The organism is Pseudomonas sp. MS15a(2019) (assembly GCF_013277805.1).
Taxonomy (GTDB): domain Bacteria; phylum Pseudomonadota; class Gammaproteobacteria; order Pseudomonadales; family Pseudomonadaceae; genus Chryseomonas; species Chryseomonas benzopyrenica.
On sequence record NZ_VBTN01000017.1, the window covers coordinates 143,221 to 153,947 of the forward strand.

Consider the following 10,727-nt stretch of genomic DNA (forward strand, 5'->3'; position numbering starts at 1 on the left):
GGCGGTTAGCCCCGGGCCAGTTTCACAGTGGCCTCAGTCCTGCGCATGCTCCAGGGCATAGGCGCGGCAGTGGGCCAGGTAGCCCATTTCGTGGGCGCCTACCAGTTGCACCACGCTGCTCCACAGCCAGGAGGGCGCATCCAGGGTGCGGGTGCGATTGCGCTGCAGATCGCTCATCCACTCCACCCGGGTGGCCAGGTCCATCTGCCGGGCATGGGCGCGCCCGACCACCCGGGCCAGGTAGGCCGCGGCGCTCATGGCCTCGCGGGCGCTGAGTTCGTCCAGTTCCAGCTTGAGATCCTGGGGCAGCAGTTCGCGGATGAAAAAGGAGTGATCGAGCATGCGCACCGCCAGCATGCGATTGCCCAGGGCCGGGGAGAGCTGGCGTGCCCCTTCCACTACACGCTTGCCGTTGTCGCGGGGCATGGTGGCATGGGCCACGCGCGGAGCGGCGGCGGCGACCGCCTGCTTGACGTCGATCAGGCAGTAGTCCTGGTCGTCGCCGTCGTCCACGCCCAGCAGCACGGCGTAGCGGCGCAGGCCCAGGGAGCTGCAGCCCTTGACCCAGTAGGCACTGTCGAGCAATTCGACGCGGCTGTCGTGGCTGCGGCCCTTGAGCGAGGTCACCAGGGCGTGGATGCCCGGGGTCTCGCACAACTCGGCGATGGCCTGGCGCTCGGCCTTGCTCAGCTGCCAGAAGTGCTTGCCCAGCGGCAGCTTGGGTCGAGTGTTTTCCATGCGTTCGCGCGCCAGGTGCTTCCAGGTGCGCTGCACCGCGCTGCGCATCCCGGCCTTGACCTGGGCCGGTCGCGGCACCTCGTGTTCCAGATCGTCCTCGAAGGCCACTTCGTAGCCGCGCATCATCTCTTCGAGCATTCGCGCCGTGGTTACCCCCGGCAGGTCGGAGCCGCGCGCCGCCGTGGCCAGCGACAGCGCCAGGCGCACCAGGTCATGGGCCGGATTGCCGACCACGGTCTGGTCCAGGTCGCGGATATTGACGTCGGTGGTGCCGTGCAGATCGCCCGTGGGGCCGAGGTTGCCGGCATGGCAGTCGCCGCAGATCCACACCGCCGGCCCATTGGGCAGGCTGCGACCGGGCTGGCTGTGCAGCCACTCGTAGAAGTGCACCGTACTGCCCCGCACATAGGCGTGGGCGGAACGGGCCATTTTCAGATTGCGCAGCTGGTTGAGGCGAGGCAGACGATCGACGGGACGCGGGGTTTTCATGCAGGGCGCAGGCCTTGGGGGAGACGCCTGTGTGACCGTTGCGCTAGGGGAATGTTTCAGTTTGTGTCAGCAGTCCACCGCTTGGCCAGGGCCAGGCGGTGGGAGAGGTCGGGATCGCGTGGCGAAGGCCGCAGGTCAGCGCTAGCAGCGAAACTGGCCGATCTGCCTATTCAGGTCATTGGCCAGGGCATCCAGGGAGACGGCGGTCTTGACCGTCTCGTCGATGGCCTCGCTGTTTTGCTGGGCCATCTGCGCCAGGCGCTCCACGGTACGGGCGACGTCATGGCTGGCGGCGGTCTGTTCGCGCAGGGACAGGGAGATCTGGTTGACCACCCGTACCACCTTGTCCGAGGAATTGTTGATGCTGACTACCGCCTCGCCGACCTGATTGGCCAGATCGACCCCGCCGTTGACCTGGCGCACGCCCACCTCCATGTCGCTCATGGCCGCCTGGGTCGCTGCCTGGATCTTCTCGATCATGGCGGCGATCTCCTGGGTGGAGTTGGTGGTGCGTTGCGCCAGCTGGCGGACCTCGTCGGCCACCACGGCGAAGCCGCGCCCCTGTTCGCCAGCCCGCGCCGCCTCGATGGCGGCGTTGAGCGCCAGCAGGTTGGTCTGGTCGGCGATGCCCTTGATCACGCTGACGATGGACGACACCCGTTCCGAGTGCTCGCCCAGTTCACCAATGCGGGTGGCCGAGGACTGCACCGTGCCGGCGATGGATTTCATGCTGTCCACCGAGGCCTGGATGGTCTGGCCGCCGTCCTGGGCCAGGCGACCCGACTGGCTGGAGAGGTCGTGGGCTTCCCCAGCGTTGTCGGACACGTGGTTGATGCTCACGGTCAGCTGCTCCACGGTGGCCGCCATGCTGGAGGCGGCACTGGATTGCTCCTGGGCGGCGGTGGACAGCTGCTGGGAGTTGGCGGAGATGCTGTGGGAGGCGGCGACCAGTTGGTCGGTGCCCTGCTTGATCCCCTGGATCATGTCGCGCAGCCTGTCCTGCATCTGGCCGAAGGCGGTCAGCAGCTGACCCAGCTCGTCACGTCCGCCGGCAGGGATCGGCGAATCGAGTCGGCCGGCGGCAATGGCCCGGGCGATGGCAACGGTCTGGGCCAGTCGACCCACGATGGTGCGCGACAGCGACCAGGCGATGCCCAGCGCCAGCAGCGCGGCGAGGATGCCACCGCTGATCAGGATCAGCATGGCCTGCTGCTTGGCGTCGTCCATCGACTGGGTACGGCTGTCCAGTAGCCGATTCTCCCGGGTCTTGATCTGCGCCAGCAGTTCGCGCATCGCGTCCATCTTGCCCTTGTCCTGGGCGGTGGCGATGCGGGCGGTGAGGGTGTCCAGCGGCTGGGTACCGGCGTTGACCTGCCGGCGTAGCGCCAGAATCTGCTGCACGGACTCGTTGTTCCATTGCTGCTTGGCCTGACCCAGCTGGGCCAGACCGGCCTGCTGCTCGGGATTGTCGCGGGTGAGCTGGGTCAGGTCCTGCAACTGATCGGCGAACTGTTGTTCGCCTTTGTTCAGGGGTTCGAGAAACTCGTCCTTGCCGGTCAGGGCGAAGCCACGCATGCCGGTTTCCATGTTGACCAACGCCAGCAGGGCGGCATCGGAATCCTGCAGCACATGGTAGGAGTGGATGTTCTGCCGGACGGCCAGGTTGACTTGGGTGAAGCCATGACTGGCCGCCAGGATCAGCGCCAGGATGATGACCAGGATCGCGCCGAAGCCGAGTCTGAGTTTGTTCGAGATGGTCAGTTGTTGCAGCATGGGAAAACCTCAAGCGCTAGGTAGTCGACTCACGCCCAGGGGGGCAAGGTTAGGGGTTATGGCGAGCTAGCGGAGGGGAACGCGACTGATCCGTGTCTTGCGTTGACGGCGGGGGAAGCGTGACTCCTGGTGGTACAGGTATCGCAGATGACGCGGCTCGATCATCCCTGTGGCGGAGCGAGCGCCGGAAATGGCTTTTTCGTTCAAGAACCGCAGGCCAGAGCGTCTGGGTCTGGTGTTGGAGCGGTGGTCCATGAAAAAGTTTTATGTGACGCAATAAACATTTTTGCGGTCAGGCGCGATTCGTAGGAAGGGTTGCTGCCCGTGAAGGTCAGGGCAAATAAAAAGCTGTCAGCGCTCCAGCCGCGCCAAGTGCCTGCCAATTCATCGGCCTCCGCTGGGCTGGCGGTGTCGATGAACCCACCAGCAGGCCCTGGACGTGGGGCGCTTCCAGATGCAGCGCGACAACGCCTGGACTGCCAAGCCGTCGGCCTGGGCGGCAGTTCGATCCGTGCGCAGGGCATTCGCCAGCGCCTCGGCAAACCGATGGCGGCACTGGCGGGGGAGGTTAAGCCTGAGATTAAGAGGTCGGGCGATCGGCCGCCGGATCCTATGGCGAGCGCTCACCGGGAGCGCCAGGCCCAGGCTATACTGGGCCTCTCTCCCGACCACCCAGGTGCAGCATGGCTACCGATACCTCGAAGCTGGATCGAATCCTCGCCGAGACCCAGCGCGAGCGTGAACGCGGCTATCGCGAAAAAGCGCTGAAGATGTATCCCCACGTCTGTGGTCGCTGCGCCCGGGAATTCGCCGGCAAGCGCCTGAGCGAGCTGACCGTGCATCATCGGGACCACAACCACGACAACAATCCCCAGGACGGCTCCAACTGGGAATTGCTCTGCCTGTACTGCCACGACAACGAGCACAGTCGCTACACCGATCAGCAGTATTTCAGCGACAGCTCCCTGAGCACGCCCAAGGTGGCCCAGGCGACCCACAATCCCTTCGCGGGGCTGGCGGGACTGCTGAAAAAGGACTGAGCGCACAGCGATCCAGGCAGTCCGTCCTGCCTTAAGCCGATCTTAAGTCTCGCCCTCTAGCGTTTCAGGTCTTTGGCCGATTGCCGACCTGGGAGCGAGAGGGGATGAGACGTTCGAGCGTTGCTAAACGGTTGGCCGCCGGGACCTTGGCCGTGCTGGCCGCAGGCTGTCTGCCGGAGGCCTCCGCCGAGATGACCGTCATCCGCGGAGAGGGCGCTGCTGCCAGCGCCGACACCGCGTCGGTGTACTTCAACAGTGGTATCAACGACCGCTCGGTCAGCTCCCTGCTGGCCGCCCTGAACGACATCGCCCTCAAGTACCCCGCCACCAAGAACGTCAATCTCTACCTCAACAGCCCTGGCGGCAGCATGGAGGCGGGCTATGTCGCCTACGATTTCATCCGCCACTATCCACTGCACATCAATACCATCGACGCCGCCGCGACGGATTCATCCGCCACCATGATCTACTGCGCGGCCGAAGATCGTTATGCGGCGCCGCTCGCCAGCTTTCTCCTGCATCCGGCCGCGGCGGCCATCGCCGTCAACGGCTACATGAAGCCGGATCAGGCCAAGCAGGCGTTCGAGGACGTCGAGCGCGAGAACCTCAAGTTCCGCGAGATCTACAAGGGCTGCCTCAAGCTGACCCCGGAGGAGCTCACCACCTTGCTGTCCTCCGAAAGCAACAGGCGACGATTGGGCTACGACGCCGCCAAGGACATCGGTTTGATCACCCGGGCGCCGGACCGGTTGCCGCGCGGGACCGACCGGCTACCTATTTCGTCAGCGATGGCGGAAGCCGGTGAGGGCAGGTTGACGCCCGGCCAGACCCGCAGTGCGGTCTACAAGCGCTCGTTCTTTCGTGATACCTTCGGGGTATGCATTGCCCCTCCCGCGACTGGCAACCCAGTCCCCCATAGCTCGCACCTCTCCCGTCCTTGCTCGCTGACGCAAGGACGTCTGTCGTCCTGTCGCGCCCGCGGCGTGGCGGCTGCCAACCCTGGAATTCACGCCTGATCCGGCGTCTGCCACTCGCTTGACGGGTCAGGCACAGGTGCGAGTTGTCCATGTTGAATACCCTCAAGACGCATTGGTTTTCCAATGTGAAGAACGATGTGCTGTCCGGATTGGTCGTCGCCCTGGCGCTGATCCCCGAAGCCATCGCCTTTTCCATCATCGCCGGGCTCGATCCCAAGGTGGGGCTCTATGCCTCCTTCTGCATCGCCGTGGTGATCGCCTTCGTCGGCGGTCGCCCCGGCATGATCTCGGCGGCTACCGGCGCCATGGCGCTGCTGATGGTGACCCTGGTCAAGGAGCACGGCCTGCAGTATCTGCTGGCCGCGACCCTGTTGACCGGGGTGCTGCAGATCGCCGCCGGCTATCTGCGCCTGGGCGCGCTGATGCGCTTCGTGTCCCGTTCCGTGGTGACGGGCTTCGTCAATGCCCTGGCGATCCTGATCTTCCTGGCCCAGCTGCCCGAGCTGACCCATGTCGGCTGGGAGGTCTACGCCATGACCGCCGCCGGGCTGGGCATCATCTATCTGTTCCCGCTGCTGCCGGTGGTGGGCAGGCTGCTGCCTTCGCCGCTGGTGTGCATCCTGGTGCTGACGGCCGTCTCCCTCGTCCTGGGGCTGGACATCCGCACGGTGGGTGACATGGGACAGCTGCCCGATACCCTGCCAGTGCTGCTCTGGCCCCAGGTGCCGCTGACGCTCGACACCCTGCTGATCATCTTGCCTTACTCCCTGGCACTGGCCGTGGTGGGGCTGCTGGAGTCGCTGATGACGGCCACCATCGTCGACGACATCACCGATACGCCCAGCGACAAGAATCGTGAGTGCAAGGGGCAGGGGATCGCCAACATCGCCGCCGGCCTGCTGGGCGGCATGGCGGGCTGCGCCATGATCGGCCAGTCGGTGATCAACATGAAATCCGGCGGACGCACCCGGCTGTCAACACTCTGCGCCGGCGTCTTCCTGCTGCTGATGGTGGTGTTTCTCGGTGACTGGCTCGCCCGGATTCCCATGGCGGCCCTGGTGGCGGTGATGATCATGGTCTCCATCGGCACCTTCAGCTGGGATTCGATCCGCAATCTGCGGCGGCATCCGCTCTCCACCAACCTGGTGATGGTGGCCACCGTGGTGGTCGTGGTCGCCACCCACAATCTGGCGCTCGGCGTGCTGGTCGGGGTGCTGCTGGCTGCGCTGTTCTTCGCCAACAAGGTAGGGCACCAACTGACGCTGACGTCGCGTCTGGAGGCGCCCGGTATTCGCGTCTACGAGGTGCGTGGCCAGGTGTTCTTCTCGTCCACCGCGGCCTTCATCGAGGCCTTCGACTTCAAGGAGGTGCTGGACGAGGTCCGCATCGATCTCAGGGCGGCCCAGTTCTGGGACATCACCGCCGTCGCCGCCCTGGACAAGGTCGTGCTCAGGTATCGCCGGGAAGGCGTGACCGTGGAGGTCCTCGACCTCGATCAGGCCAGCGCGACCCTGGTCGACCGCTTTGGCATCCACGACAAACCCGGGGCCAGCAGCCAACTGCTGGGCCACTGAGGAGGGAGACACCATGAGCAAGATCATCGCCTGTATCGACGGCTCGCCCCTGGCGGGCAGTGTCTGCGACCACGGTGCCTGGCTGGCACAACGGCTGGAGCTGCCCCTCACCCTGCTGCATGTCCTGGAGCGTAGCCTCTATCCCACAGCCCCCGATGCCAGCGGCGCCATCGGTCTCGGTTCGCGCGAGCACCTGCTCGAAGAACTGGCGCGGCTGGACGAGCAGCGCGCGCGTCTGGCACGTGCCGATGGCGCGGCCCTGTTGGCTGGGGCCGTGGAGCGGTTGCAGGGCAGCGAGCTGGTCACGGCGCCTGCCATGCTCCAGCGGCACGACTACCTGGTGGATACCCTGCGCGAACTGGAGGCGGACATGAGCCTGCTGGTGATCGGCAAGCGCGGCGAGCATGCCGGTCGCCGCGGTATCGGTAGCCAGTTGGAAACCGTGGTGCGCACGCTGCACAGGCCCATCCTGGTGTGCGCCGCCGACTTCCGCGAACCCCGGCGCTTTCTGCTCGCCCATGACGGCAGCGATGCCACCCATCGGGGATTGCTGGAGGTCGCCAGGAGCGGGTTGCTGGCAGGGCTGCAGGGCGAGGTCTTGCAGGTCGGTGAGTCCACGCCGGCGCGCGTGGCCGAACTGGAGGCCGCTGCGGAGCTCCTGCGTACCGGCGGCAGCGAGGTGACGACCCAGCTCGTGGCAGGGCATCCGGCCGAGGTGATTCCCGAGCGGGTCCAGGCCTCTCGGGCCGACCTGCTGGTGATGGGTGCCTACCGTCATTCCGCTGCCCGGCGCTTGCTGCTGGGCAGTCAGACGTCCCACCTGTTGCACCACACCGACATCACCACCCTGATACTGCGTCCCTGAGAGAGCGGCCCTGGTCGCTACGGCGGCCAGGGCCTTCGCCTGTCAGGAATCAGGCTGCAGGGCCTGTTCGAGAAAGTCGATGAAGGCGCGAACCTTGCCGCTCAGCGCGGAACGCTCGGAAACGCAGGCATAGATGTCCATCGGCTCCGACTGCGCGGCGGTGGCGTCTTGGCTCTGGGCGTCGAACAGCGACACCAGCTGGCCTCGCTCGATCAGCGGCAGGGCGACAAAGTCTGCCAGGCGTGCGATGCCGCCCCCGTTCACGGCGAGCTGGGCAATCATATCGATGTCGTCGCAGACGAAGCCAGGGCGGGTGGAGGCCTCGAAGGTCTGACCCGCCCGTACGAAGCGCCAGGGCAGATAGCGTCCATCGGTGGGGTAGCGAAACAGCAGGCAGGCGTGCTGCTGCAGCTCTTCCGGGGTATGGGGTGTGCCGGCCTGTTCGAGATAGGCGGGCGCGGCGCAGAACACAAAGGCACGAGAAGCGATCCGGCGGGCGACCAGGCTGTCGTTCAGCTGCGCCTTGATCCTCAGGCTGACATCGATCTGTTCCAGGCGATGATCCAGGCGCCAGTCGCTGCCAATCAATTCGATGTCGATGCCCGGATAGGTACGCTTGAACGCCGGCAGCAGCGGCGCCAGCAGGTGGCGGCCAAAGGCGGCGGTGGTGGCTATCCGCAGCGGTCCCTGCGGCTCGCTGGCCAGGGTGGCCAGGTGGGCGGCGATCTCGACGTCCTGGGGGATGTGCCGGACTTTCTCGAAATAGCGGGCGCCGCTTTCGGTCATGGCGAGACGGCGCGTGGTCCGCGACAGCAGCCGTACGCCCAGATGTGCCTCCAGACGAGCGATGCTCTGGCTCACTGCGGCCGCGCTCAGGCCCTGAGCGCGAGCGGCGCCGGCGATGCTGCCGGCTTCCACGACCCTGATGTAGGTACTGATCAAGCCCAGGATGTCCATGGGGTCCCTGCCGAAGGATTCGTTGATTTTTGTTTATAGTGAACCAAGACAGAGAAGGCTACCGGCAGAGACTCGCCCTTGTAAGCTTGGCCTCGATTCCTTGACCCGAGGCAACCCGATGAAGCCAATCAGTCCTGCCACATCAATAAAACCACGCTTTCCCAAGCGGGCGACGCCCTATGTTTTCGCTCTCTATATGTCGACCATCATGGCCCTGCTGATGTGCCTGGTGATCACCCTGGCGGAATTCGGCTTCGACGCCGACTACTTCAGGAATGTGATGAATGCCTATCAGGTGGCCATGCCGTCCGCCTTCGTCTGCGTGTTGCTGGTACGGCCTCTGGTCGCCCGACTCGTCGCCCTGACCGTCCATGCCTGAGCGGTTTCAGGCGGCTTGTCGGTCACGGCCGGCCACCTGGGCTGCGCCTGGCCATTCCGCTCAGGACGGCGAGCCAGGCGACGCCCACGGCATAGTTGAGGCGCTGGTAGAGCCCGAAGCCTTGGCCGTCGGCGACCGCGCTCGCCATCATGCCCGCGGTGACCAGGGCCAGCAGGGTGCAGATCGCCGAGAAGGCAGCCAGGCCGGGCGAGGCCAGCAACCGCTTGCCGAGCCACGCCCAGAGCGCGCTCGCCAGGGTCAGCGACAGGAACATCACCAGGCCGGCCAGATTATGCAGCTGCTGGGAAACGGAGGGCTGCAGCGGGGCGCAGCCCTGGTCGCAGGGGAACAGCCCGGTGGCGAAGCTCGCCAGGCCGTGGAGCAGGATCAGGGCCGCGCTCAACCCGGCTAGGCGCGACGTGCGAAAACGTCTGGCCAGCCCCAGGGCGACCAGCACGAACAGCACCCCCAGAGGAACGTTGTTGAGCCAGGCGGAAAATCCCTGAGTGGGCGCATCGACAGCCCCCAGCCGACTCAGGGCATGATCGACATGGCTGTAACCGGGATACGCCAGGGCGGTCAGCCCTACGCCGATAGTCAACCAGAACGGAATCAACAGACCCGTGCCCAGCAGCAGCCGATCCATGCGGTTCCAGGCGAACGTCCTCGTCATCATCACTGCTGCTGCCTCCCTGGTATCGTCTGGTCATGCTAGGAGGTGCTGGCGGGCGAGCGTTACGGATTTTTTTGCAAGGCAGCTTGCCCAGGCGTCATCCTGGGGCGCCCCGCTGCCAAGGATGACCGCTGATGACTAGACGCCTGCCCAGTACTACGGCGCTGGTGGCCCTGGAAGCGGCCGCCCGCCATCTCAGCTTCGCCAAGGCGGCGCAGGAGTTGTCGCTCAGCGAGGGCGCCATCAGCCGGCAGATCGCCAAGCTGGAGGCTGCACTGGGCGTCAGACTGTTTCTGCGGATCGGCAATCGCGTCGAGCTTTCCGCTGCCGGAGCCCGCTATGCCGCGCACATGCGCACGGCCCTTGCCGACATCGAACGCCACACGCGGCAACTGGTCGCCCAGGCCCGCGGCACCACCGCGCTGGAGATTGGCGTCATTCCGACCCTGGCGGGTCGCTGGCTGATCCCGATGCTGGCGCGCTTCCAGGCGCGCCATCCGGACATCGAGGTCAATCTGCGCGAGCGGACGCAGCCCTTCGCCCTGGAAGACAGCGGACTGCACGCCGCGATCAACTATGACCATCCGGTCTGGCACGGTCTGCGGGTGCAGCCGTTGTTCGAGACGCAGCTGGTCGCGGTCTGTCATCCACGTCTGGCGGGCAATCCTCCGGCCAGCCTGCCGCTCCTGCACAAGCTGGAGAGTCCGCACAGCTGGGCCCGTTATGCCACGCTCACCGGGTTACCCCTGGGCGCCCAGGCGGTTGGTCCTACCTATGATCGCTACTCGCTGCTGATCGAGGCCGCCAAGGCCGGCTTCGGCATGGCCCTGGTACCTGAGCACTACATCGAGGAGGATCTGGCCGCCGGCCGCCGGCCGCCGGCCGCCGGCCGACTCCAGGCGCCCTGGCCGGTCCTGCCGGAGCTGCGTGAACGCTATGTGCTGGTCACCCGTCCCACGACGGAAATCGATTCCGCGCTCGCAAGTTTCGAACGCTGGCTGCTGGAAGAGGCGAGGATGGGGTGAGGGAGATCCGGTCGTAGGTTGGGTTGCGACGGCTCCACCGTCGAAGCCCAGCGGCCCAGTGTTCAGCTAACTGGCGTTGGGCTTCGCTGAGCTCAGCCCAACCTTGTATCTCTCCCGGGTAATGGGATTAGCTACCTCATTACCCGGAGCCGGCTAAGCACCTGCCCAACCTGAGCACTCGATGCTGTGTCGTAGAGTGTGTCTGCCGGCTCCCTTTCTCCACATCCTGAATGGTAT

Annotated in this window: 10 protein-coding genes; 6 read left to right on the top strand and 4 right to left on the bottom strand. The window is 65.6% G+C overall.

The window, feature by feature from the left end; all coding sequences use genetic code 11:
- Window positions 1-33 precede the first annotated feature (33 nt).
- Entirely contained in the window at window positions 34-1,227 is a 1,194-nt protein-coding gene (locus FEZ61_RS23335) for a DUF2252 family protein (protein ID WP_173150549.1), read from the bottom strand.
- Between the two features lie 141 nt (window positions 1,228-1,368).
- Complete coding sequence (locus FEZ61_RS23340) at window positions 1,369-3,000, bottom strand: methyl-accepting chemotaxis protein (RefSeq protein ID WP_173150551.1); 1,632 nt, start codon at window positions 2,998-3,000, stop codon at window positions 1,369-1,371.
- Between the two features lie 683 nt (window positions 3,001-3,683).
- Between FEZ61_RS23340 and FEZ61_RS23345 the strand changes: the two genes are divergently transcribed.
- The 4 genes from FEZ61_RS23345 (at window position 3,684) to FEZ61_RS23360 (ending at window position 7,456) form a co-directional block, all read left to right on the top strand.
- Window positions 3,684-4,040 carry a YajD family HNH nuclease gene (locus FEZ61_RS23345; protein WP_017638989.1) on the top strand — a complete coding sequence of 119 codons (357 nt, stop codon included), beginning with the start codon at window positions 3,684-3,686 and terminating at the stop codon, window positions 4,038-4,040.
- Between the two features lie 191 nt (window positions 4,041-4,231).
- Window positions 4,232-5,056, top strand: coding sequence for an ATP-dependent Clp protease proteolytic subunit (locus tag FEZ61_RS23350; protein WP_173150553.1), 825 nt, complete (start codon window positions 4,232-4,234; stop codon window positions 5,054-5,056).
- 50 nt (window positions 5,057-5,106) lie between these two features.
- Window positions 5,107-6,591 carry a SulP family inorganic anion transporter gene (locus FEZ61_RS23355; protein ID WP_173150555.1) on the top strand — a complete coding sequence of 495 codons (1,485 nt, stop codon included), beginning with the start codon at window positions 5,107-5,109 and terminating at the stop codon, window positions 6,589-6,591.
- 13 nt (window positions 6,592-6,604) lie between these two features.
- Entirely contained in the window at window positions 6,605-7,456 is an 852-nt protein-coding gene (locus tag FEZ61_RS23360; RefSeq protein WP_173150557.1) for a universal stress protein, read from the top strand.
- A 42-nt stretch (window positions 7,457-7,498) separates the two neighbouring features.
- Here FEZ61_RS23360 and FEZ61_RS23365 read toward each other — a convergent pair whose 3' ends face one another.
- Window positions 7,499-8,413, bottom strand: coding sequence for a LysR family transcriptional regulator (locus tag FEZ61_RS23365; protein ID WP_173150559.1), 915 nt, complete (start codon window positions 8,411-8,413; stop codon window positions 7,499-7,501).
- Window positions 8,414-8,531: 118 nt separating this feature from the next.
- Here FEZ61_RS23365 and FEZ61_RS23370 point away from each other — a divergent pair, with 118 nt between their 5' ends.
- Window positions 8,532-8,792 carry a DUF2798 domain-containing protein gene (locus tag FEZ61_RS23370; protein ID WP_064306712.1) on the top strand — a complete coding sequence of 87 codons (261 nt, stop codon included), beginning with the start codon at window positions 8,532-8,534 and terminating at the stop codon, window positions 8,790-8,792.
- A 22-nt stretch (window positions 8,793-8,814) separates the two neighbouring features.
- On the opposite strand, the gene FEZ61_RS23375 is transcribed toward FEZ61_RS23370, so the two are convergent.
- The gene (locus FEZ61_RS23375) at window positions 8,815-9,468 is read right to left on the bottom strand and encodes a DUF998 domain-containing protein (protein ID WP_231893012.1); all 654 of its coding nucleotides are present in this window, start codon (window positions 9,466-9,468) and stop codon (window positions 8,815-8,817) included.
- A gap of 131 nt (window positions 9,469-9,599) precedes the next feature.
- On the opposite strand from FEZ61_RS23375, the gene FEZ61_RS23380 reads away from it, so the two are divergent.
- On the top strand, window positions 9,600-10,490 hold the full coding sequence (locus FEZ61_RS23380) for a LysR substrate-binding domain-containing protein (protein WP_173150561.1): 891 nt from the start codon (window positions 9,600-9,602) through the stop codon (window positions 10,488-10,490).
- Window positions 10,491-10,727: the final 237 nt, after the last annotated feature.